The 22,314-nt window shown below is 42.3% G+C and carries 22 protein-coding genes and 1 tRNA gene; 13 read left to right on the top strand and 10 right to left on the bottom strand.

Features of this window, described 5'->3' with window-relative positions; all coding sequences use genetic code 11:
• Window position 1 precedes the first annotated feature (1 nt).
• Window positions 2-397: a hypothetical protein gene (locus tag ABIB50_RS15255; protein WP_429380928.1), complete on the top strand. Its 396-nt coding sequence runs from the start codon at window positions 2-4 to the stop codon at window positions 395-397.
• 54 nt (window positions 398-451) lie between these two features.
• Here ABIB50_RS15255 and ABIB50_RS15250 read toward each other — a convergent pair whose 3' ends face one another.
• On the bottom strand, window positions 452-1,498 hold the full coding sequence (locus ABIB50_RS15250) for a glycosyl hydrolase (protein WP_429380926.1): 1,047 nt from the start codon (window positions 1,496-1,498) through the stop codon (window positions 452-454).
• A gap of 510 nt (window positions 1,499-2,008) precedes the next feature.
• On the opposite strand from ABIB50_RS15250, the gene gyrA reads away from it, so the two are divergent.
• The 7 genes from gyrA (at window position 2,009) to ABIB50_RS15215 (ending at window position 10,121) form a co-directional block, all read left to right on the top strand.
• Window positions 2,009-4,570, top strand: a complete 2,562-nt coding sequence (gene gyrA / locus ABIB50_RS15245) for a DNA gyrase subunit A (protein WP_429380924.1) — start codon at window positions 2,009-2,011, stop codon at window positions 4,568-4,570.
• A 2-nt stretch (window positions 4,571-4,572) separates the two neighbouring features.
• On the top strand, window positions 4,573-5,706 hold the full coding sequence (locus ABIB50_RS15240) for a tetratricopeptide repeat protein (protein WP_429380922.1): 1,134 nt from the start codon (window positions 4,573-4,575) through the stop codon (window positions 5,704-5,706).
• A 4-nt stretch (window positions 5,707-5,710) separates the two neighbouring features.
• On the top strand, window positions 5,711-7,015 hold the full coding sequence (locus tag ABIB50_RS15235) for a tetratricopeptide repeat protein (RefSeq protein ID WP_429380920.1): 1,305 nt from the start codon (window positions 5,711-5,713) through the stop codon (window positions 7,013-7,015).
• Window positions 7,016-7,168: 153 nt separating this feature from the next.
• A complete protein-coding gene (locus tag ABIB50_RS15230; protein ID WP_429380918.1) occupies window positions 7,169-7,642 on the top strand; it encodes a PaaI family thioesterase in 474 nt (157 codons plus the stop codon).
• Window positions 7,643-8,107, top strand: coding sequence for a GNAT family N-acetyltransferase (locus tag ABIB50_RS15225; RefSeq protein ID WP_429380916.1), 465 nt, complete (start codon window positions 7,643-7,645; stop codon window positions 8,105-8,107). It begins immediately after the preceding gene.
• 1 nt (window position 8,108) lies between these two features.
• Window positions 8,109-8,732 (top strand): AlbA family DNA-binding domain-containing protein, encoded by a 624-nt coding sequence (locus ABIB50_RS15220; protein WP_429380914.1) that lies wholly within the window; start codon window positions 8,109-8,111, stop codon window positions 8,730-8,732.
• A 9-nt stretch (window positions 8,733-8,741) separates the two neighbouring features.
• A complete protein-coding gene (locus ABIB50_RS15215; protein ID WP_429380912.1) occupies window positions 8,742-10,121 on the top strand; it encodes an MATE family efflux transporter in 1,380 nt (459 codons plus the stop codon).
• 93 nt (window positions 10,122-10,214) lie between these two features.
• Here the strand turns inward: ABIB50_RS15215 and ABIB50_RS15210 are convergent, their stop codons facing one another.
• Genes ABIB50_RS15210 through ABIB50_RS15200 form a run of 3 tightly spaced genes read right to left on the bottom strand, consistent with a single transcriptional unit; the run spans window position 10,215 to window position 11,939 of the window.
• Window positions 10,215-10,817 (bottom strand): DNA-3-methyladenine glycosylase, encoded by a 603-nt coding sequence (locus tag ABIB50_RS15210; protein ID WP_429380910.1) that lies wholly within the window; start codon window positions 10,815-10,817, stop codon window positions 10,215-10,217.
• A complete protein-coding gene (locus ABIB50_RS15205) occupies window positions 10,814-11,464 on the bottom strand; it encodes an alpha/beta hydrolase (RefSeq protein WP_429380908.1) in 651 nt (216 codons plus the stop codon). Before ABIB50_RS15205 ends, ABIB50_RS15210 begins: the two co-directional genes overlap by 4 nt.
• Window positions 11,457-11,939: a GAF domain-containing protein gene (locus ABIB50_RS15200; RefSeq protein ID WP_429380906.1), complete on the bottom strand. Its 483-nt coding sequence runs from the start codon at window positions 11,937-11,939 to the stop codon at window positions 11,457-11,459. Before ABIB50_RS15200 ends, ABIB50_RS15205 begins: the two co-directional genes overlap by 8 nt.
• Window positions 11,940-12,013: 74 nt before the next feature.
• On the opposite strand from ABIB50_RS15200, the gene ABIB50_RS15195 reads away from it, so the two are divergent.
• From ABIB50_RS15195 to ABIB50_RS15180, 4 genes are all read left to right on the top strand, one after another.
• Complete coding sequence (locus tag ABIB50_RS15195; RefSeq protein WP_429380904.1) at window positions 12,014-12,712, top strand: DUF3291 domain-containing protein; 699 nt, start codon at window positions 12,014-12,016, stop codon at window positions 12,710-12,712.
• 129 nt (window positions 12,713-12,841) lie between these two features.
• Complete coding sequence (locus tag ABIB50_RS15190) at window positions 12,842-13,090, top strand: hypothetical protein (RefSeq protein WP_429380902.1); 249 nt, start codon at window positions 12,842-12,844, stop codon at window positions 13,088-13,090.
• Between the two features lie 253 nt (window positions 13,091-13,343).
• Window positions 13,344-14,600: a PQQ-dependent sugar dehydrogenase gene (locus ABIB50_RS15185; protein ID WP_429380900.1), complete on the top strand. Its 1,257-nt coding sequence runs from the start codon at window positions 13,344-13,346 to the stop codon at window positions 14,598-14,600.
• Window position 14,601: 1 nt separating this feature from the next.
• Complete coding sequence (locus ABIB50_RS15180) at window positions 14,602-15,828, top strand: PQQ-dependent sugar dehydrogenase (protein ID WP_429380898.1); 1,227 nt, start codon at window positions 14,602-14,604, stop codon at window positions 15,826-15,828.
• A 251-nt stretch (window positions 15,829-16,079) separates the two neighbouring features.
• Here the strand turns inward: ABIB50_RS15180 and ABIB50_RS15175 are convergent, their stop codons facing one another.
• Window positions 16,080-16,964 (bottom strand): TIM barrel protein, encoded by an 885-nt coding sequence (locus tag ABIB50_RS15175; protein ID WP_429380896.1) that lies wholly within the window; start codon window positions 16,962-16,964, stop codon window positions 16,080-16,082.
• 65 nt (window positions 16,965-17,029) lie between these two features.
• Here ABIB50_RS15175 and ABIB50_RS15170 point away from each other — a divergent pair, with 65 nt between their 5' ends.
• Complete coding sequence (locus tag ABIB50_RS15170; protein WP_429380894.1) at window positions 17,030-17,470, top strand: nuclear transport factor 2 family protein; 441 nt, start codon at window positions 17,030-17,032, stop codon at window positions 17,468-17,470.
• 60 nt (window positions 17,471-17,530) lie between these two features.
• Here the strand turns inward: ABIB50_RS15170 and ABIB50_RS15165 are convergent.
• From ABIB50_RS15165 to ABIB50_RS15145, 5 genes are all read right to left on the bottom strand, one after another.
• A tRNA-Leu gene (locus tag ABIB50_RS15165) sits at window positions 17,531-17,612 on the bottom strand.
• An 80-nt stretch (window positions 17,613-17,692) separates the two neighbouring features.
• A complete protein-coding gene (locus tag ABIB50_RS15160) occupies window positions 17,693-18,484 on the bottom strand; it encodes an ABC transporter substrate-binding protein (RefSeq protein WP_429380892.1) in 792 nt (263 codons plus the stop codon).
• Window positions 18,485-18,489: 5 nt separating this feature from the next.
• Window positions 18,490-19,419 (bottom strand): KpsF/GutQ family sugar-phosphate isomerase, encoded by a 930-nt coding sequence (locus ABIB50_RS15155; RefSeq protein ID WP_429380890.1) that lies wholly within the window; start codon window positions 19,417-19,419, stop codon window positions 18,490-18,492.
• 85 nt (window positions 19,420-19,504) lie between these two features.
• Window positions 19,505-20,317 carry a 3-deoxy-8-phosphooctulonate synthase gene (gene kdsA / locus ABIB50_RS15150; protein WP_429380888.1) on the bottom strand — a complete coding sequence of 271 codons (813 nt, stop codon included), beginning with the start codon at window positions 20,315-20,317 and terminating at the stop codon, window positions 19,505-19,507.
• 267 nt (window positions 20,318-20,584) lie between these two features.
• Entirely contained in the window at window positions 20,585-22,306 is a 1,722-nt protein-coding gene (locus tag ABIB50_RS15145) for a right-handed parallel beta-helix repeat-containing protein (protein WP_429380886.1), read from the bottom strand.
• Window positions 22,307-22,314: the final 8 nt, after the last annotated feature.

Here is a 22,314-nt window from a genome sequence, read left to right as displayed (position 1 = left end):
TATGAATAAGTGGGTAATATTGGTGCTTATTGGGGTATTTTTAGTTTCCTTCAGCGAGGTTAAAACACTTAAAGGCACCTGGCAATATTGCGGCGGAAAATTTAATAATAAACTATCACCGGCACCTGAGGGCTATACCCAGCAACGCAAATATACCGATACGCAGTTTGAAGCATTCCTCTTAGAAAAAGGCGAGAAACCCATGAAATATGAAAGTGGTACATATACCTTAACTGCCGATAGCTGCATAGAAACTCAGACCTACAGCATGCAGGAATCAAAACTGTTAAATATACCGGTACATTATCAATACGCCATCCGCAATGATACGCTTGTTTTGAACGGTAAATTACCGGGTGGGGCTGTGATTGAGGATTATTGGAAGAGGGTGCAGTAGGATTTATAACCCAAACTCGGTCATACGTCATTGCAATGACGCGTGGGGTGAGTGTTACCTGATCTTATCCAGCGTTATCGCTGCCGCATCATTCATCAACTCTTTAGCATGCAGGTTATCTACTATAGCCACTTTCGCATTCGTCCAGCTATGCCATTGTAAAAAGTAGGGTGCTTTGCCTTTAAACGTCTTTAGCACTTCCGTTTCGTCAAAGCGACCATAGGCTTCGCTTTTAGGTCCGACTTCGCCATTGGTAACGGGTTTGCCAAACTTTAACAGCTCAGGATAATCATTAAACTCGGGTGCTGTAGGATAGTTATCCATTGCCACTATATCAACATACTTATCGCCGGGATATAACGCGTCGACAGTAGCCGTATACTTAGGATTTGCTTTATTGGGTGCGTAGATCCAGATCAGGTTATTCAAGCCGTAATCAACTGTAAACGTGTTATACATGTCTACCCAAAGTGCGACGTAATCTTTTGCATTTATCGGGTTGGTTTTGTCATTCGCACCCCACCAAAACCAATTCCCGTTCATTTCGTGGAACGGGCGCCACAATACGGTAACACCTGCATCTTTTAGCTGTTTAAGCGCCGTAGCAATGCGGTTTAATTCGGCACGGTAAGTCTCTTTTTCTTTCGAGTTGGGTGCATCTTTTAATAGTTTCTTAAAGTCGATGCTGTCTTTCTTAGCCATCGAATCCCAACGGACATTATAGCCTGCGGTAAAAGGGCAGTCGGCATGCCAGCTAAGCGTTACCAGGCCACCTTGTTGCCAGTGTTTAATAGCGTATTCGTTAGTCTGGGGCAGGTTTATGTTTTTAAAATAGCCATAATCTAAGCCGATCAAAGCAGGGTAGCGGCCGGTTGAATCATACAACCGCTGAAAATTCTTTTGATACTCCAATGCCACGTCTGGCGACTGGCTGCATTGCTGACCAACTATTATCTGTTTATTGTTTACAATGGTTTTAAAGTAGGCCAGGATGCCCTTTTTGCTTCTGTCGGTAAGTTTTGGGGTGGGGGTTTGGGCGTTAGACGGCAGGCAAATGGTTAACAAAAAAATAAAGGGTATAAGGCGCGTAGCTGTTTTCATATCGATATGAATTTAAATCAAGGTACAACTTTATAAGAATATTGGTTGACCCCGGCATTATTCATCCTTACACTTGTTTCACGCGCGTTGTTTTATGAAACAAAAACCAATGATAATCAATCAATTTACAATCAATTGATTATCAGGATATTAAATATCTTTTATGAATAAATATGCTGTCATAAAAGTTGTTTCATTTTGTTTCACCCAATTTTTACAAACAGTTCACTATCATATAGTTATGTTAAAATATTGTTTCACGTGTTTCATTTGTTTCGTGTTTTTGTGAAACAAAACATGAAACGTCGGCTCGTTTATCAATCCTTTAATGTGGAGTACTGCCTTTATGTGGAAAAAAACAGGAATAACGACGTATTAAGCGTGATTTTTGTGACCATTTTGTTGGTAAAAAACGGTGTTTAAATCAACTAAATTCTTAACTTCGCAGGTCGTATAAAACCTTTTTTTAACGATCAATTATAAAGCAATAATATCTACAAATAAATTAAAATGGCTGAAGGAACAGAGAACGATCCGAACAAAGAAGACAGAATAATTTCGATAAATATTGATGAAGAAATGCGATCGGCTTACATTGATTATTCAATGTCAGTTATCGTATCGCGCGCGCTGCCCGATGTGCGCGACGGATTGAAACCTGTACACAGGCGTGTGCTTTTCGGCATGCTTGACCTGGGGTTAAACAACAACAAGCCTTACAAGAAATCAGCCCGTATTGTGGGTGAGGTTATGGGTAAGTATCACCCGCATGGTGATGCTTCTGTATACGATACCATGGTACGTATGGCGCAGGAGTGGAGCTTACGCTACCCGTTGGTTGAGGGCCAGGGTAACTACGGCTCGATTGATGGTGATAACCCCGCGGCAATGCGTTATACCGAAGCAAGGCTTGAAAAGATTGCCGAGGAGATGCTTGCCGACATTAACAAGGACACCATTGATTTTCAACTAAACTTTGACGACTCGCTACAAGAGCCAACTGTATTGCCGGCCAGATTCCCTAACCTGTTAGTTAACGGTGCATCGGGTATCGCGGTAGGTATGGCTACCAACATGGCGCCGCATAACCTGTCGGAAGTTATTGATGCTACTATGGCGTTAATTGATAACCGCGATATTGAGGTTGCCGAGCTAATGAAACACGTTAAAGGCCCCGATTTCCCTACAGGTGGTATCATCTACGGTTTTGAAGGCCCGCGCGAAGCTTTAGAGACCGGCCGTGGTCGCGTTGTACTGCGTGCCCGCGCCGAGATTGAAATGCACGGCAATGAGCGCGAACGGATTATCGTAACCGAGATACCTTACCAGGTAAATAAAGGTTTAATGATTGAGCGTACCGCCGACCTGGTTAATGAGAAAAAGATAGAAGGTATATCGGCTATCCGCGATGAGTCAAACCGTGAAGGTATCCGTATTGTATATGAGATAAAACGCGAAGCTAACGCAGCCATCGTATTAAATAACTTATTCAAATACACAGCTTTACAAACGTCATTTAGCGTAAATAATATCGCTTTGGTGCATGGCCGCCCAATGATGTTAAATCTTAGAGACCTGATCCATCATTTTGTTGAGCACAGGCATGAGGTTGTTGTACGCCGTACTAAGTTTGAACTGGCCGAGGCCCAAAAACGCGCCCACGTACTTGAAGGTTTATTGATAGCCTTAGATCATTTGGATGAGGTTATTAAGCTGATCCGTGCATCGCAAACACCTGATGAGGCCCGCGAAGGCTTAATGAGCAACTTTGGCTTAAGCGATATACAGGCACGCGCCATACTGGATATGACCCTAAGGAGGTTAACCGGACTGGAACGCGATAAGATCAAAGACGAATACGAAGGCTTAATGAAACTGATAGATTATTTAAACTCCATCTTAGCTGATGAAGGTTTAAGAATGCAGATCATTAAAGACGAGCTGTTAGAAATAAAAGAAAAATACGGTGATGAGCGTAAAACCGAAATGGTACACTCATCAGCAGAGATGCAAACCGAAGACTTTATTGAGGATGAGGATGTTGTAATCACCATCTCTCGCGAAGGTTATATTAAACGCACGCCGCTTACAGAGTACCGCAGGCAGGGCAGGGGCGGTAAAGGATCCATCGGCAGCAACAGCCGCGATGCTGACTTTATTGAGCACTTGCTGATAGCATCTAACCACAATTACATGCTGTTCTTTACCGAATCGGGACAATGTTTCTGGTTAAGGGTGTTTGAAATTCCGGAAGGAACGCGCACATCAAAAGGCCGCGCCATCCAGAACATCATTAACATCCCTAAAGAGGAGAATATCAAAGCATACATTAAAGTTGTTAACCTTAAAGACCAGGATTACCTGGAAAACAACTTTATTATTATGTGTACCAAAAAAGGTGTGATCAAGAAAACTTCGTTAGAAGCTTACTCACGCCCGCGTGCAAATGGTATCAACGCAATTAACGTTAATGATGGCGATTCGTTATTAGAAGCAACGTTAACTACCGGTAACAGCGAAATAGTAATGGCTTTACAATCAGGCCGTGCCATACGCTTTAATGAGTCTACTGTAAGGCCAATGGGGCGTACTGCTACCGGTGTTAGGGGTATTACTTTAGATAGTGATAATGACGAGGTTGTAGGTATGATAAGTATCGACAATCCGGAGACCACCGTACTGGTAGTTTCAGAAAAAGGTTACGGTAAACGTACTGATATTGATGATTACCGCGTTACTAACAGAGGTGGCAAGGGCGTTAAGACACTTAACGTAACTGAAAAAACAGGCAAACTTGTTGCCATAAAAGGTGTTACTGATAATGAAGACCTGATGATCATTAACAAATCGGGTGTTATTATACGTATCGCTATAAGCGAATTAAGGACAATGGGCCGCGCAACGCAAGGAGTGAGGCTGATTACCTTAAAAGGTAATGATGAAATTGCATCAGTAGCTAAAATTGAACATGACGACGAAGAGGATGAAGCAGAAGTAGAAGGAGATGATGCAGAATCAACATCAACGCCTGATACAGATGCCGAAGCCCCATCGGACGACAAAACTGAATAATTATGAGAATAAGCCGTAAAATAATTTTATCGGTTTTATTAATACTGTTTAGTACGCCTTTTGCTTTCTGCCAGACAGAAACGCTAAAAGGCGTAGTAAATAGTTTGGCGTACTATAAAACACGTAAAGAGCTTAAGTTTTTAACTAACGCCAAAAAATCTATTGATAGTTTAATGAAGGTAACGTTAGACAAAGGATTGGATACGAGCGATCTGGAGAAAAACGTTTATCGCGCTGTGATTAGCTCTGCTATATTATATGTTGACTCGCTGAACAAAACGGGACAACCGGAAAATTTTTTCAGGAAAACCGTTGAGCAGGTTGACAAATTAAATTCACGCAAAAAGATCTATAAATTTCAGCCCGAAATGGACTTTGTAAAAGACTGCCTGGCTAATGTTTATATCCGAAAGGGCTTTGCTTATATAAAGATCACGGATTACGCCAATGCCGGGCAGATGTTTTTAAAGGCACACCGGTATGCCCCTTCATTTAAACAGCTTAATGTTTATATAGCCTATACCAATAATAGGTTAGGCAATTTAAGCGCCGCCGCAGTTTATTATGACAATATAGCTAAAACAGACAGTATGCGAACGGATTATATTGAAGAGGCATCCAATGCTTATAAGGCTATAGGTGATACGGCAAAAGCACTCGAAATAATAAAACGGGGCCGAAAATTAATACCAAACGACAAGGCATTATTATTGGATGAGGCTAATATTTATAATAATAAAAGGGATTATAAATCTTTAGCACCATTGTTACCTCAGTTGCTTGATATTAATATAAATAAGCCCGATATTGTGTTTGCCGCAGCTAATTGTTATGATCATTTGTATGAATATGATAAAGCGGAAGCACTTTATTTAGAGGCGATAGAATTAAACAGCTCGGCCTATGATCCTATATTTAATTTAGGGTTACTTTATTTAAAGAAAAGCCTGATTAAAAAGGAGGGGGCGACTGATAAAAATATTACTTATGCGCAGCAATGGGTTGAAAAAGCTCATGAAATATCGCCAAATAATGTAAATTGCCTTGAAGTTTTACAGGTTATTTATGCACAAACAGGCAACAAAGACCAAACAAACAAAATAAACAATAAACTAAAACAGTTAACCAATCAATAACTAAATGATGAAGATTAAATTTTTGATAGCAGGCTTATTGGGCATGGCCTCTACGGTGGCATTTGCACAAAAATATGAAGTAACGAATGCTAAAGAAACGTTCGACAAATATTTAACCTTAAATAAGGTAGCAGTCACTTATTCTGAAGCTGATAAAAACCTTTTAGCCGCACGCGCATCAATAGATAAAGCTGGTGTTAATACTAAAACAGCAACACTGCCTGAAACTTATGCTTTAAAAGCAGCCATTTATGCTACATTAGCTATGCATGATAGTATTCCTGCTAAAACATTGCCTTTATATACTACTGCTGATGAAGCTTTAAAAAAAGCTAAAGAATTAGACGCGGCAGGCGCAAACAAGGCATTAATAAGTGAAGCTACTACTCAAATGGCTCAATATCAACTAAACAGTGGTATAAAGGCGTTTCAGGCAAAAAATTACGAAAATGCTTATACCAGTTTTAATACTTATCAAACACTTCTTCCTACAGACACAACTGCTATGTATTATACAGGTTTAGCCGCTGTGCAGGCGAAGAAATTCCCTGAAGCTTTGGCTAATTATAACAAGTTGCTTCCAACAACGTTCTCAAAAAGAGAAAGCATTTACCTTGATATGTCTACAATAGCTTTAGAGCAAAAAGATACGGTTAGCGCATTAAAATATGTTTCGGAAGGAGTGGATAAGTTCCCCTCAAATTCTGACCTGCGCAGGAGAGAGATAGAGATAAGCCTTCAAACCGGTAAAGCACAGGAAGTTGTTGGTAAAATCCAGTCTGCAATTGCTAACGATCCTAAAAATAAAACACTTTATTATTATGCCGGCTTAACTTATACCTCATTTGGAAATAGCACAGGCGATGCAATATATAAATTAAAGAAAGCCGAAGGTGCTAATCTTAAAGAATCAACTTTGCCTCCGTTTCTGGTGAAATTAACGCCGTTACAGACTAAGAAAGATGATTATATGGCGAAGGCTGCAGAGATGTATAAAAAAGCTCTTGAAATAGATCCCAATTATTACGAGGCAAATTTAAACATGGGCTACGCGCTTTTATCACCGGCAATTGATACTTATAACTACGCGAATAATTATTTACCGGCGAGCAAGCAAAAGGAATATACCGCGACGCTTGCTAAAGCAACAATCATGTTTGATGCCGCCAAACCATATTTATTAAAAGCTGTAGAGTTAAAACCTACATCAGCAGACGCTTTAAAAAACCTTAAAAATTATTATTTAGGTACTAAGAATACAACTGAGGCTAACGCAACTCAGAAACAAATTGACGCCCTGGTAAAATAAAGAGGGGCACATATTTTTAAAGCCTGCACAGTCTGCAGGCTTTAAAAAGCTGATATTACTTAACATAATGTTAATTATGTGAATAATATATAATTGTTAAATTTGCCCGAAGCTATTGTACATATTAATATTTATTACTGATATTTAACCGTTATGGTTGTATCAGAACGATTATCTAAATGGGGAATGCGGATTTACCCGCCTTTGTTATTGCAACGAATCTGGGTGGCTAAAATTGATAAGGGATTTAGAGGCGTAACTGTAAACATCAACAAAAGCATTTTTAACAGAAATTACAATAACTCTATATTTGGCGGAACTATTTTCTCGGCTGCCGATCCGTTTTACCCGCTGTTATTCCACCAGATCTTCATGCATAAAGGGTATAACGTAATAGCCTGGTCAAAATCTTCAGAAATTCAGTTTTTAAAGCCGGGGTTAACTAAATTGCAATTTAAGATCAGGATAAGCGACGAAGACATCGCCGAAGCCGAACATGTGTTAAATACCGGAGGAAAATACATCAAAGCTCATCCTATTGATATTTATAATACAAGCGGCGAGGTTTGCGTAACGGTTATGAACGAGGTTTATTTACGGAATATTAATTTTGTTGAGACAATATAAATGAAGGTTTTTGTTAACGATAAGACGTTTATAGATAAAGGCTTTAAAATATCTACCGATAAAGGCCTGCTTAATTTTGATGTGATATACAGCTATCTTGATACGGAATCGTATTGGGCCAAAGGTATCCCTGCAGAAAGATTGAAAAGGGCAATTGAAAACTCGATGTGCTTTGGCGTGTACCAGGGTAATGAGCAGATAGGGTTTGCACGTGTAATTACGGACAAAGCAACTTTTGGGTATATTGCAGATGTATTTATACTGCCTGGCTTTAGAAACATTGGATTATCAAAATGGTTAATGCAAACCATTATTAACCACCCGGATTTACAAGGGTTAAGACGCTGGAGTTTAGCAACAGCTAATGCCCAGGGATTATACAGCCAGTTTGGATTTACCGAGATAACCCGCCCTGAAAGATGGATGGAAATATTTACGCCCTACCAAGTGCTTAATAAAGAATAAAATGAACGTAAAGAAGCAAATATTTGAGGGCGAAGGTGTAACACTTGATTTTAAAAAAACCATAACCAGCTGCGAAAAAATCGCGCGGACTATGGTTTCGTTCGCCAATAATAAAGGCGGGCGTTTGCTGATTGGCGTGGCTGATGACGGCACGATAAAAGGTGTTAAATCTGAAGATGAAGAGCGGTATATGATCACAAAAGCGGCCCACCTCTACTCCCGCCCTGCCCTTGAGCCTGTATTTGAAGAAGTGTATGTAGATGACAAACTGGTATTGGTTGTAGACACCCCGGCAAGTACCTTAAAACCACATTACGCATTGGCCGAAGATGGCAAATGGTGGGTTTACGTGCGGGTAAAGGATAAAAGCGTACTGGCCAGTAAAGTTGTAGTTGATGTTTTAAAAAGATCGACAGACAGCAACGGTGTATTGATAGAATATTCGACAAAAGAGAAATCATTATTAGAATATTTAGACACTGCCGCACGTATTACCGTTAAAGAGTATTGCGACCTGGTAAAAGTTGGCCGCCGCGCCGCCCAGCGCATCCTGGTTAACATGATCCTGTCGGGAGTTATCCGCGTGCATACTACCGAGAAGGAAGAATACTATACCGCTGCCTAATAACCTATAATGTCATCTTTTTACAATAAATACCGCGCACATTATGGCGATAACCTAACGTTGGCAATACCGGTTGTTATCTCGCAATTGGGCCATACACTGGTACAAACCGCCGATGTTATTATAATTGGGCACTTTGCCGGAACAATTAGTTTAGCAGCCGTATCATTAGCCAACAGCATATTTATGGTGCCGTTAATTATAGGCATCGGTATCTCCTATGGCTCTACCCCATTAATTGCACAGCATAACGGCCGAAAGCAATTTGCCGAGTGCGGGCAGCTGCTATCCAATAGCTTATTTATTAATGTGCTTACCGGTATAATCCTGTTCGGCTTGGTTTGTTTGGGATCTGTTTATTTCCTTGATCAGCTGCACCAGTCGCCGGATGTGTTAAAGCTGGCCAAACCTTTCTTAATGTTGCTGGCACTCTCAGTTATCCCCATGCTGGTATTTAATACCTTTAAACAATTTGCAGAGGGCCTGGGCTTTACCAAGCAGGCCATGATGATCTCTATATGGGGTAATGTGTTAAACATTTTGCTGGGCGTTACCTTCGTTAAGGGCCTGTTCGGTATTCATCCCATGGGGATGATGGGCGTTGGTTACAGTACTTTAATAGATCGTTGTTTAATGGCTACTGTGATGGGATTTTATGTGTTCAGGTCAAAACACTTTAAAGAATATTTGAAAGGTTTCGCCCTGAAAAACATCGACCGCATCCGCAGCCTGAGCATTTTAAAAATCGGCGCGCCGGTGGCTCTTCAATATACTTTCGAGATCAGTGCTTTTAGCGCGGCTGCCATTATTATTGGCACTATGGGCGCTTTGCAATTAGCAGGGCACCAGATAGCCCTGAGCATGGCCTCCATGACCTACATGATGGCCAGCGGACTATCTGCGGCGGCAGCTATTAAATCCGGGAACTATTTTGGCGCCAAAGATCACGGGACCCTTCGATTATCAGCAAACGCCAGTTACCATATTGTATTGGTGTTTATGACCTTAACAGCGCTGATATTTACTTTTGGGAACCACTTATTGCCATGGATCTACACTTCAGATAAAATGGTCATACCAATTGCAGCACAGTTACTTATATTAGCGGCAGTATTTCAATTATTTGATGGCGCCCAAGTTGTAGGACTTGGTATTTTACGCGGTATGGGTGATGTAAATATCCCTACCGTTATTACATTCCTGGCTTATTGGGTTGTGGGTTTGCCTGTCGGATATGTTTTAGGGATTACCCTTAACCTGGGGATTAACGGCGTATGGTACGGACTGGTTTTGGGCCTGGCGGTATCAGCAATTTTGCTGTACTTCCGATTTAAGATCATCAGTAAACATCACCGCGATAAACAGGACATCATTATCGCCCGGGATTAATATCGATTTTTAAATATTAAACCTGGCCCCTAAGGAGTTTTCTGTAAATTGACTACACAAAATACATCGCTGTAAAAACTTAATATAAGCCTGCTACTTATTTGGTTTACTAACGTAAGGGTTTCCTTTTACGTAAAAACGATAGGGTAACAGCGCGTCCTCTTTTGCATAGGCAACCCCTACCCTTGGCACCGCGGCAATATTTTCTGGCGGGATAACCATTCCGCGATCTTCTATCCACAAAGTATCACTTTGCAGGCTGCTGGCATTTATTTTGCGCGAGATCCCCAACGCCTGGGCCACTGACCCAGGCCCCATGGTGATAGTCGGTTTAACTTCCTTCATATTTCGCCTGAATTGCATAATGTCCACTCCATCTGTAGGCTGTATGGCCCTGATTAATATGGCATGAGGCTGTCCCTCAACCGAAGTAACCACGTTAAACATCTCGTGGATGCCATAACATAAATACACATAAGCTATCCCGCCCTGCATATACATGGTTTTGGTACGTGGTGTTAAACGGTTACCAAAGCTATGCGATGCCCGGTCGATTATCCCATTATATGCCTCTGTTTCAACTATATATCCGCCCGTAACTGCACCATCAATATCAGTAAACAAATACTTGCCCAACAGCTCGCGGCTTATAGTAACTACATCATTACGCTCATAAAATTCCTGTGGTAGTTTCATTTCTTCTTTAGGATACCTTTCAATAATTTGTTGATCTGTTTGGCTTTATCAAAAACCATAATATGGGTGCCGCCTTTAATTATGGTAGCATTGCTGATCTTTTTATAATTGAAAACCAGGTCCTTATCCCCTACTATATGATACAAATTAGCCGGCACGGTTTCATTTCTCCATTTCATTACCGCGCCCAACGCCCATTTCATAAATTTTGGCGAGGATTGTTTCAGCATATCATTAAACAGCCAGGTATCGTGCGCATTCATTTTACCAAACACCGGCTTGATCATGAAACCTAATTTTGGAAGGAATGTCCCCGGTATTAATTTGTAAAACGGCAGCACATTACCCACCTTAAAATACCACGGCGCTTCGTTAACTGTTTTGATACTTGATATCAATATCACTTTATTTAAGCGCACCTGTTTGGCTATTTCTGCCGCTATCATCCCGCCAAGCGATACACCAATTACAATAGAATTATCAGTTATAAAGTATTGATGGATAAGTTTTTGCGCATAGGTAGCTAAAGTATCATATTCGTTAGGTTCAAGCCAGCCAACCGGGGTGACATCATTGTCGCCAAGGTCGATATTGTTGAATAAACGGGTGTCAGCACCAAGGCCTGCTATTAAAAATATTTTATGCATTAAAGTTTACCAGCGCCATGATCTCTTTTAAATACCGGGCATCAATGTCATCAAACTTTGCCAGGTCTTCGCTGTCAACATCTAACACACCAACCACGGCATTGTTGTTAAACACCGGCAAAACAATTTCAGACCGCGATGCCGAGCTGCAGGCAATATGGCCGGGGAATTCTTCTACATCCGGCACAATTAAAGTTTCGGCCTGCGCCCATGCCGCCCCGCAAACGCCTTTACCTTTAGCAATGCGTGTACAGGCCACCGGCCCCTGGAACGGGCCCAATACCAACTCGCCATTCTTCACTAAGTAAAATCCCACCCAAAGCCACTTAAACTGCTCTTTTAAAGCGGCACATACATTGGCCATATTTGCAACCAGGTCGGTTTCGCCGTATAGCAAGCCTGCTATCTGTGGGATCAGTGATTTATATTGCTCCTCTTTATCTGTGGAGGTTATGATTGTTAAGTCTTCTGCCATAGAGCAAAGGTAACTAAGCGGGTTTAAAAGTAAATAAGCCAAATCTCATATTTAATCTTTTATTTAGCAGCCTGATGATAGTTAGCCTCACCATAGTACGTTATAAAAAGTGGCGGGTCCCGTTTGCGTTATTGGCGATGGCCATACTGCGGCTGCCCCTATCGCTTCAAAAAGGCTGTTCGTTTTGGAAACTATTAGGCAGCGGGAAAAACGGAACGTTCGACCTGCAACCTGACTGGCAGCAATGGGGGTTATTAGCAGTTTGGGATGACCGGGCCAGCTTTGAACAGTTTTATCATCAATCTTTTATTGCCTTTTGGTGGGACTTTTTTTTGGTAGAGAAGTGGACAATCCTGTTATCTCCCCTGCAAAGTCATGGTAAATGGGATGACAAGCAACCATTCGACACTATAGCCGACGATAATTATACCGGGCCTATCGCCGTGCTGACACGCGCTACCATTCGTTTTAACAAGCTTAAACAGTTTTGGGGTAATGTTGACGGTGCCGCCGGTTTAATGACCACAGCGAAGGGATATATAGCCTCCTTTGGCATTGGCGAGGCTCCCTTATACCGTCAAGCCACGTTTTCTGTATGGGAAAGCGTGGCTGATGTTAAGGCGTTTGCTTACGGCTCGCGCGAGCATGCTGAGGTGATCCGTAAAACACGTGAAGGTAACTGGTACAAGGAAGAGCTTTTCGCCAGGTTTAAACCTATGGCTACCTTTGGCACCATAAAAGGACAAGATCCGTTAAAAGGATTAATTTTATAAAAATAACAAACAAAAAATGTCATTTCGACCGAGGTACGAGGGAGAAATCTATACAAGACAGGTCGGCGAATGTCGATGTATAGATCTCTCCCGTTGGTAGAGATGACAATCTATTTAATCTAACAACCCATGAGAGTAGTAGCAGAATTACCACACCCCGAGTTTAAGATCACCATATTTAGCATGAATCAAAAGTTCATCGTTAAAATGGAACGGGGTATTTTAGAACAAAGCTATAAGATCCCCGAAATGGACCTGACCGATGGCGTAAACAGCGTGTTTGAATTACTGGACGAAGAGTTTTTAAAGGCCTGTGCTGCCCGCTTTATAGAAATGGGTAAGGATTTTAAAGCCAGCTATCACAGGTATAACTATTAATTTACTTAATCTTTATTACTTACTGATTTATAATAAGTTATAAATGTTATCTAAAATATAAAAATCGTAAACAGAATTTTATTTGGTGATAAAAAACAACAATTATAGGGGCAATTATATAGGATACCCACCTTAAATATTCCCACCTACATCGATTGCGTAAAAATATAGATGGGTTCACTTTTAATTGGGTGATAAATTGTAAAATTGCTGATCATAAATCAATCTAAAACAGAACCTTTAATTAACCTTTATGAATAAGATCACCAAAACAAGATCTAAAGTTTATGCAGCTTTAGCTGCGGTAGCGATGTTGGCAACAGTATTGGCCCTCCCCTCGTTCACAAAAAATGATGATGCGGCAACCATCACCATAAACTCAACCAAAATAGTTGAAGGGATCCAGGCTCCTACCGCGCTGGTATTCCCCGGCCCAAACACTGGCTGGGTGGCCGAGCAAACCGGCAAAATCCGCCTGATACGAGATGGTAAGCTAACCGACATTGTGGTTTTAGATACTAAAAGCAAAATGGTTAGGGTTAACTCGGGTTACGAGGAAAAAGGCTTATTAAACATTGCCCTGCATCCAAACTTTAACAACAACGGTAAGTTCTACGTTTTTTACAGCCGCAATACTACCACCCAAAACCCGGCCAACAACCGCAGGTTTGACCATACCGATGTGGTGGCCGAATATAAAATGTTTCCAAAATCTGATGTGGCTGATCCAAACAGCGAACGCATTATATTAACCCAGGATAAACCCGACGGCAACCATAACGGCAGCGGTATTGTATTTGGTGCCGATGGCTACCTGTACGTAACCTTTGGCGATGGCGGCGGTCAGCATGACCAGCACGGCCCTATCGGCAACGGTCAGGATATGAATACGTGGTTGGGTAAAGTACTGCGAATCAATGTAGATGTGGAAGGCACTTACAGCGTGCCTGCAGATAATCCATTTGTGGGTAAAGATGGTGTAAAGCCGGAGATCTGGGCATCGGGTTTCCGTAACCCTTACCGCATAACGTTAGACAAGGCATCAAAACAACTGTTTATTGGCGAGGTAGGCCAGGATACCTGGGAAGAAGTTGATATATTAGAAAAAGGCGCTAATTACGGATGGCGTTTGGTGGAAGGTAACCATTGCCATAACCCGGCTACCGGCTGCAGCTTTGCCGGCATGACCCCTCCCATCGCCGAATACAAACACGATGAAACCGGCGGTGTATCTGTTTTAGGCGGTTATGTTTATAACGGAAAAGATGTACCTTCCCTAAAAAATAAATACATATTTGGCGACTGGACCGGCCCAACCTGGTACCTGCAAAAAGCAGGCAGCAAGTGGACAAAAGGTAAATTAACTATTAAAGGTTTCCCGGTGGGCGGCAAAATAACAGGCTGGGGCGAAGATCAGTCGGGCGAATTGTATTACCTGATAAACTCGGAAGCAGGCCCAGGCCCTTACGGAAGCACTACAGGCAGCGTTTATAAGATCATAAAAAACTAAAATGAGAAAATACTTTACCGGCAAATTAGTAATGGTTTTGATATTAGGGGGAGTTAGCATATTGCTGCTCCCTTCTTACATTTTAAGGCAACCTAAACCCGTTAACGACGAGGTTGCGCCGCCATTAACCTTGAATGCCAAAGAGGTGGTTACCGGCTTGCAGGCACCGTTGGATATGGCTTTCCCGGGCAATGGGGATATATTGGTTGCGGAGCAGGCCGGCAAGATAAGGCTGGTGAAAAATGGCAAACTGGTTGAAACGCCCTTGCTGGACATCAGCAGCAAACTGGTAAAGACCATGCCGGTTGATGTGCGCGGGTTATTGGGTTTTACCATCCATCCAAAGTTTAGCACCAACCACAAGATCTACGTTTTTTACAGCGCGCCTAAAGGCGATCCGGCATCAGATCATAAAGATGTTATAGCCGAATATACCTTAGCGGGCGATGGTACAACTGTTGACCCCAATAGTGGCCGCGTACTATTCACCACAGACCAACCCGGCCAGGGCGATAATGGCGGCGGCTTAAAATTTGGGCCCGATGGTTACCTGTATATTGCTATGGGTGACGGTGGCGGCGGCGGTGATAAACACGGACCTATAGGCAATGGCCAGAACATGAATACGCTATTAGGCAAAATACTGCGTATAAACGTCAACAGCGACTCCACATACACGGTGCCTCATGATAACCCATTTGTTGGTAAAAGTGGCGTCAGGCCGGAGATATGGGCCTATGGGCTGCGTAATACCTGGCGGTTCTCTTTTGATAAAGAAAGTAAGCAGATCTTTACCAGCGATGTTGGGGAAGGTTTATGGGAAGAAATAGACATTATTGAGAAGGGCGGTAACTACGGCTGGAGGATGATTGAAGGCAACCATTGCTATAACCCGAAGCTTGATTGCGACTTTACCGGCACTATACGACCAATAGCCGAATACGACCATAAAAGCGGGGTATCCATTATTGGCGGCTATGTATACAACGGCAAGCAATTACCCGCCATTAAAGGCAAATACTTTTTTGGCGACTGGACCGGCCCTATTTATTACATCCAGAAAAAAGGCGCCGAATGGCAGCGCGGTAAAGTTATCCTGCAAAACTATCCCGCTAACTTAAAGATAACCAGCTTTGGCGAAGATCCGGCCGGCGAGATCTATGTGATAACAAACGGCGGTACTTTACTGGCTGATGTGAAAGGTGCGATTTATAAGATGGTGAAGTAAGGAAAAACAGGTGATCCAGGTGATCCACTTTCGGTGATCCATTCATCAAAAAACGGCAATAATCAACCATTTTTCAATTACTTGATTATAAATGAATTAATTAAGATTTGTGCTTAGTAACCCTGACGAATAAGAGTGATCCAAAGTGATCCGGTCAAAGTGTTAAAATATTTATTTTCAATAAGTTAACCTAAATAGGTGATCCAAGTGATCCACATTTTAAAGTGGATCACCTGCTATCAACTTAATGGCTATACTAAATTCCTTTTGATGTAATTAAAACTTTGGCTGATACTGTTAAAAGGATCGCCGGGGGTTTTGTCCTGCTCAACAAAAAAGTATTTCATTCCGGCTTTATCGGCATGCTTAAATATGGTCTTGAAGTCAATTATTCCGTTACCAACTTCGGTAAAGCTGCCGGCCGGGGTGTTATCCATATCCTTAACATGAAACAGCGGGAACCGGCCCGGGTTATCATTAATCAGCTTGATAGGGTCCTGTTTGGCTTTGGTAACCCAGTACAGGTCCATTTCCATCTTTACCAGGTCCTTATCCGTATTGGCTAATAATATTTCGTAAGGATATTTACCATCCTGCTGTTTAAATTCAAAATCGTGGTTATGATAGCAGAACTGGATACCGGCTTTCTTGCAGCGTTCGCCGGCCCGGTTAAAGTCATCTGCCAGTTTCTTGTAATGGTCAAGGTTCCCGCGTTCGGGGTCAGACAGGTAAGCGCAAACCATATACTTCAAACCTACTTCAGCGGCATCGTCAACGGCTTTGTCCCAATCATGCAGCATGGTGCCCATGGTGTCTTTGCCGTTGGTTTGTTCTTCGCCAAGGCGATAGTGGCTGCTTAGCATTACTAAGCCATTTTGTTTTAAAACCTGCTTAAATGCTTTGGCATCCATTCCATAAAATCGCTCATCGCCGGTATAGGTCGCCCCTTCTACCGAGTTAAAGCCTATCTGTGCAACTTTGGCCAGCGCGGCAGCAGGGTTAGTGGCCATAGCATCCCTAACGGTGTATAACTGTAAGCCTATATATTTTTTATCATAAGCCAATAAGCTTGGCGCGGCCAATAATCCGGCTGATAGCACAGCCGATGTTTTTACAAATGAGCGACGGGTTAACATAAGTTTTTATATTTGGTTTATAGCGTATAGCTTAGGCTAAGGTATTAGTTTTCTTTTATAAATTAATGGAATTGCAGCTTAACAATAAAAACATGAACAGAAACAAGTTATCTAAAGAGTCAACAGAAGAAGTACAGATCCGTGAAGCATTGAATGCCCACTGGCAAGCGTCGGCAACTGGTGATGTAAATGCGGAACATGATATTTACGATGATAATGCTATCTGTGATTATCCCCAGTCAGGCGAACGGATCATCGGACGAAACAACCTGCAAGCCTTGCGAAGCCATCATCCCGGTAAGCCGTCAGGTTTCGAAGTAAAGCGCATTCTCGGGAAAGGCAACCTTTGGATTACGGAATACACCATCGTCTACCAGGAGCAATCAGCATACACCGTGAGCATTATGGAGTTCGTCAACGGTAAGGTTATGCACGAGACACAGTATTTCGCAAATCCCTTCGAGGCGCCAGCCTGGCGAAGTCAATGGGTTCAGCAGATCGCGTGATGCCGCATCAGGGCAAACCTATAAACAAAAAACCCGATCAAATTGACCGGGTTAATGCAGTGCGGAAGAAGGGACTCGAACCCCCACGCCGTGAAGCGCCAGATCCTAAGTCTGGTGCGGCTACCAATTACGCCACTTCCGCAGTTAGGATTTTTAAGAGTGGCAAAGATAGATTAAATTGACAGAATATGAAATTGTAATTTAAACTTTTTGCTAAACCCTTTATTGCTTAGGAGTTATATTTTCAATCAACCGCCTAAAGTATGCCGGGCCATGCAATAAACGGCTGCCATACCACGAAAAAATTTCACCATCAACCAATATTACTGTGGCATTTGGTAGTAGGGTTTTAAAGTCGTCGACATGTTTTTGGGTGAATGGATATGGTTCTGATGATAGCAACACCACTTCTGGGTTAGCAGCAATCAGCATTTCGGGTGTCACTTCGGGATATCGGTCGCTATTAAAAACATTTATCAAACCGCATTTTTGTAGCATATCATCAATAAAGGTATGCCGGCCCGCAACCATATAAGGCTTGCGCCAGATGAGGTAAGCCGTTTTAAAATGGAGAGAAGGAGTAATGAATAGCTTGAACTGATGCTTAATATCGACAACTAATGATTGGGCCTGACTTTTCCGGTCAACCAACCCTCCTACTGTCAGGATCATATCATATGCTTTATCCAGGTTGCTGATATCACTTATCCAAACCGGGCAAAGGGTAGTTAGCGCTTCTATCTGCGATTGGTCGTTTTCTTCTTTATTAGCTATAATAAGGTCGGGTTTGAGCTCTTTAATTAATTCGATATTGAGCTGCTTGGTACCACCTATTTTAATTGTTGATTTGAACTTATCAGCAGGGTGAATACAGAATTTGGTGATACCAACAACCTCTTCATCCAAGCCTAAATAGAATAATAACTCGGTTTGTGAGGGTACTACAGAAATTATGCTTGTCGGAACCTGGGGCAGTTCTATCTTCCGCTTTAGCTGATCATAGAAAACAGCCATTGCAATTACTGGGTATAGATCTGGTAAACACCAATTATGCTGCGTTCTTTGCCCACAAGCACGTTAGTTATCTTCTTTTCCATCATCAATAGCTCTACCTGACTTATAAACTCGTCGCCATCAATAATAATGGGATTTACAGTCATCATATCTTTAACAGATAGTTTGGCTATATCCTGGTTACGCAACAAGGCACGGCGCAGGTCGCCATCTGTAATGATACCTTCAACATTATCCTTGCTGCCCACTATCACCATACCCAGCTTACCTTCCGACATGCTCAATAAAACATCAGTAAAGGAGGCATGTATTTGTATAAATGGCAGGCTATCGGTACGCATCAGGTCCTTAACGCGGGTCAATAGTTTACGGCCCAGGCTACCGCCGGGATGAAAGCGTGCAAAGTCTTCTTCCTGGAACTTCCGCGACTCCATTAGCGCTATTGCCAACGCATCGCCCATGACCAAAGCGGCTGTAGTTGATGAAGTTGGTGCCAGCGCCAGCGGGCAGGCTTCGCGGGTAATTTTAATATTTAAATGATGATCGCTGTTTTTAGCTATGGTTGATGTTGGGCTGCCTGTTATACTGATGATCAGGCTCTTGTTCCACTTCAGGAACGGAATAACCTTTAACACCTCATCAGTTTCGCCCGAGTAAGAGATCAGGATCACTGCGTCATTAGCGCCTATGATACCCAAATCGCCGTGAAACGCGTCACCGGGATGCAGGAAGAAACTGGGCGTACCCGTACTTGAAAAGGTAGCTGCTATCTTTTTACCTATCAACCCTGATTTGCCAATACCGATAACAATGACCTTACCTGTGCAGTTCAATATCGCCTCTACAACGCCGGTAAATGAGTCGTCAAGTAACCCGGCAACATGCTGCAGAGACTCAATTTCAACCTCGAAAACTCTTTTGGCAATATCCTTCATTGTTGTGTTATACGTTTTACGTAGTACGTTTGTCTATTATCAATTTAACGTATAACGTACCACGTCATACGTACAACTCTTACCCCTATCCTATTAACGGTTTTATTACTTCTTCCAGCTCATGTAGCTTAACCATGTTAGGGCCATCGCTCCAGGCATTATCCGGGTCAGGGTGTGCCTCCATGAAATAGCCATCGGCACCGAAGCCTTTAGCGGCCATGGCCATCATGGGTACGAAAGTACGGTCGCCGCCTGTTTTGCCGCCCGCACCGCCGGGGCGCTGTACCGAGTGGGTACAATCCATACAGATTGGGTAACCAAAGCCCTTCATATCATAGATATTCCTGAAATCGACAACTAAGTTGTTGTAACCATACATGTTGCCGCGCTCGGTTAGTATTACCTGGTTATTACCTGCTTCTACCACCTTTTGCGCCGGATAGAACATATCCTGGCCAGATAGGAACTGCGCTTTCTTAACGTTAACTATCTTTCCGGTAACCGCCGCTGCCACCAACAGATCAGTTTGACGGCACAAGAATGCAGGGATCTGCAGTATATCAACCACTTTGGCTGCGATAGCCGCCTGGTAAGGTTCGTGGATATCAGTTGTAACCGGCAGGTTAAACTTGTCTTTTATCTTTTGCAGCATTTCCATGCCTTTTTCAATACCTGGGCCGCGTTGCGCATGTATGGATGTACGGTTAGCCTTATCAAACGACGACTTAAACACCACCTGGATAGGGTACTTTGCTCCTAACTCGGCTACCTTATCGGCAACGGTATATAATAACTCCTGGTTCTCCATTACACATGGGCCCAATATAAAAAACGGCTTCTGCCGCATTTGTTCAAACAATGCCATGGTGCAAAGATGAGAAATTTTATGCTTAGGCACTAATTGCTTTTAAACCCCAAGTGTTTCATAAAATAGTGAAACACCTGAAACACCTGAAACACTTATTTACAGTTAATCAACTGTAAATAAGAAACTTAATAAAATTTGAGTGAAACACTTTGCAACAGTACAATAGTTTAAGTGATTGGCGTTATTAATTGGTAATCAGTTTATTAAACGAATTTTGGTCGATTTTAAAAGTCGGAGTGAAACACCTCTATTTAAATCTATATCAGGACAAGTCAAAAAGTTGACATGTTTTTTTTACTACCTTACAGTTTTTTGTATCACATCCGGCACGCCCGGATTTGCATAAACTTTTACATCATCAGCATACTTTATGTTGATAGGTTTAGTGCATCCTGATATCTCATTCGACCGAATCGTTACGTCGGTTGCACCCGAAATGTAAATCCCGTTTTCCGCATGATCGCCTTCTATTATATTTCCTTCGATAGTGATATGCTTATGCAGACCCGCCAGTGTTTTATCAGGAGCTATGACATTAACAGCAATGCCACTTGTGCGCTCAATTGTACCGGCACCTCCGCCGCATCTTATAATGCGGTTATTCCGGATAATAACATTTGCAGATGTGGGCCCTTCAAGCCAGTTGCTTTCCGCACCTATATGTATCCCTGTGCCGCTTGTTTCTTTGATCAGGCATCTTTCAATTAACACATTCCGCGTTTTTATCAGGATACCGCGCGCCCGGTTATTGATGAAATTACATCCAATAATTTCTACCCTGGGCAAGCGGGTTATATTTATCAAATAATAATTATCAATATCAGCAGGAAGTTTTTCATTTAAGGTAACTGTAGTATAAAGGCTATCAATATTGTTTACCCTTGTTTTTACCACAACCTTTTTAACTACAGCCAGCGTTGAACGGTTAACCAGCTCCAGGGTATCTTTCACGTCCGGGTAATCAAGCACTTGCGCGTGCAGCTCCGCTCCTTTTGTATTTAAATTGTAGGCCGAACTATTTTGAGACTTTTGGAGGCCGTAATAATAATTATGAACGTTAATGCCATCGTCTCCCTGGCCTTCAAACTGGCAGTTTTCATACCGGAGTAGTCCGATACAAGACGTAAAATGTGTGGCGTCAGTATTACTTGACTGGATCCCTCCCGCCGGGGGGACAACCTTAACCCCGGTTAAAGTAATGTTTTTTGAACGATGCCCTACTATACCCATACCCGGTTGAGCATGGATGGTAACATCTTCAAGCTTTATATTTTCGGCCTCCTGGATCAATATAGCCGGGCGAAAATGAAAGCTACGCGGAGATCTTAACAGGTTGCCAAGCATCAACGGGTCAATCTTTCTGAAAAACCTTAGTTTGTGAGGGCCGATAATTTTATGCGGAGGGACAAACTCTGTATTTAAATAACGACGTGCTTTTACATCATAGATAGTTATCCTTAACATGGTAACATTTGTATCAACCGGGTAAATGTCTTCATACAAAGCGTCAAAATATGTTGGTTGGACTTCTACGATCTTTCCTATGCTATAAGGTTTGTGTTTATAATCGATAGTAATTCCCTTTAAACGGATGTTTTTACAATTGTTCAACGATATCGGCTCCAGCCAGCCATCGCATAATAAGGTAGCTCCTTCTGCCTCGATGACTATATTTTGTAACCCTTTAAAATCCAGGCCTTTTACATAGGGGTAATACGGCGTGAAAATTGTTTTCTGCGGATTCTTTCCCAACCTGCCTGCTGCTACATCCTGCATCAGCTGAACTGCCTTTTCATCGCTAAAATCATACACGCCCGGAGGGAAATAGAGTGTAATACCGGGATGTGTTTTACAATAGCTAATAGCTTGGCGCAGCTGCGCCGCATCATTTTGGCCATCATTTGGTAATGCCCCAAATTTGCTAACCGGAACTTTATCAGGAATAGTATATGAAGAACAAATCAAACAGCAAGCCAGGAATAAATAAAGCTTAAAACGGGATAGAAAATACTTGCTCAATTTAAATG

Source organism: Mucilaginibacter sp. UYCu711 (genome assembly GCF_050433825.1).
In the GTDB taxonomy this organism is placed as follows: Bacteria; Bacteroidota; Bacteroidia; order Sphingobacteriales; family Sphingobacteriaceae; genus Mucilaginibacter.
Note: the sequence above shows the minus strand (reverse complement) of the source record. Positions and strands in the feature narration are given on the sequence as shown.

Bases quoted from the DNA above. Each gene is read 5' to 3' on its own strand.
- ABIB50_RS15255 (WP_429380928.1), top strand. From the start codon at position 2: ATGAATAAGTGGGTAATATTGGTGCTTATTGGGGTATTTTTAGTTTCC.
- ABIB50_RS15250 (WP_429380926.1), bottom strand. From the start codon at position 1,498: ATGAAAACAGCTACGCGCCTTATACCCTTTATTTTTTTGTTAACCATT.
- gyrA (WP_429380924.1), top strand. From the start codon at position 2,009: ATGGCTGAAGGAACAGAGAACGATCCGAACAAAGAAGACAGAATAATT.
- ABIB50_RS15240 (WP_429380922.1), top strand. From the start codon at position 4,573: ATGAGAATAAGCCGTAAAATAATTTTATCGGTTTTATTAATACTGTTT.
- ABIB50_RS15235 (WP_429380920.1), top strand. From the start codon at position 5,711: ATGATGAAGATTAAATTTTTGATAGCAGGCTTATTGGGCATGGCCTCT.
- ABIB50_RS15230 (WP_429380918.1), top strand. From the start codon at position 7,169: ATGGTTGTATCAGAACGATTATCTAAATGGGGAATGCGGATTTACCCG.
- ABIB50_RS15225 (WP_429380916.1), top strand. From the start codon at position 7,643: ATGAAGGTTTTTGTTAACGATAAGACGTTTATAGATAAAGGCTTTAAA.
- ABIB50_RS15220 (WP_429380914.1), top strand. From the start codon at position 8,109: ATGAACGTAAAGAAGCAAATATTTGAGGGCGAAGGTGTAACACTTGAT.
- ABIB50_RS15215 (WP_429380912.1), top strand. From the start codon at position 8,742: ATGTCATCTTTTTACAATAAATACCGCGCACATTATGGCGATAACCTA.
- ABIB50_RS15210 (WP_429380910.1), bottom strand. From the start codon at position 10,817: ATGAAACTACCACAGGAATTTTATGAGCGTAATGATGTAGTTACTATA.
- ABIB50_RS15205 (WP_429380908.1), bottom strand. From the start codon at position 11,464: ATGCATAAAATATTTTTAATAGCAGGCCTTGGTGCTGACACCCGTTTA.
- ABIB50_RS15200 (WP_429380906.1), bottom strand. From the start codon at position 11,939: ATGGCAGAAGACTTAACAATCATAACCTCCACAGATAAAGAGGAGCAA.
- ABIB50_RS15195 (WP_429380904.1), top strand. From the start codon at position 12,014: ATGATAGTTAGCCTCACCATAGTACGTTATAAAAAGTGGCGGGTCCCG.
- ABIB50_RS15190 (WP_429380902.1), top strand. From the start codon at position 12,842: ATGAGAGTAGTAGCAGAATTACCACACCCCGAGTTTAAGATCACCATA.
- ABIB50_RS15185 (WP_429380900.1), top strand. From the start codon at position 13,344: ATGAATAAGATCACCAAAACAAGATCTAAAGTTTATGCAGCTTTAGCT.
- ABIB50_RS15180 (WP_429380898.1), top strand. From the start codon at position 14,602: ATGAGAAAATACTTTACCGGCAAATTAGTAATGGTTTTGATATTAGGG.
- ABIB50_RS15175 (WP_429380896.1), bottom strand. From the start codon at position 16,964: ATGTTAACCCGTCGCTCATTTGTAAAAACATCGGCTGTGCTATCAGCC.
- ABIB50_RS15170 (WP_429380894.1), top strand. From the start codon at position 17,030: ATGGAATTGCAGCTTAACAATAAAAACATGAACAGAAACAAGTTATCT.
- ABIB50_RS15160 (WP_429380892.1), bottom strand. From the start codon at position 18,484: ATGGCTGTTTTCTATGATCAGCTAAAGCGGAAGATAGAACTGCCCCAG.
- ABIB50_RS15155 (WP_429380890.1), bottom strand. From the start codon at position 19,419: ATGAAGGATATTGCCAAAAGAGTTTTCGAGGTTGAAATTGAGTCTCTG.